1 pseudogene is annotated in these 237 nt (G+C 28.7%); it reads left to right on the plus strand.

What is annotated here, in order from left to right:
• A pseudogene (locus tag ACY2RX_RS14890) lies at window positions 1–207 on the plus strand (LpxD N-terminal domain-containing protein); the annotation flags it as partial.
• Window positions 208–237 lie beyond the last annotated feature (30 nt).

The following is a 237-nucleotide window of genomic DNA, read 5'->3' on the forward strand; positions in this document are numbered from 1 at the left end:
GAAAAAGTGTCTAAACTATCAAAAATTGAAGAAGGATAAGAAGGATCCTCAACCTTTTTATCAAACCCTAAATATAATCCTTATATATACAATACAAACGCATCTATAGCTATTGTAAATAAAACTGTTGAGCCAGAAAAAGAGATTTCTACAACACTCATAAAAGTAGAAAATGCCTATAAATCTTTTTCAAAATTAGTAGAGTTGTAGAACCAAGGAAAGAATAATAAAACAGGG

The organism is Polaribacter sp. 2405UD43-2, assembly GCF_058147125.1.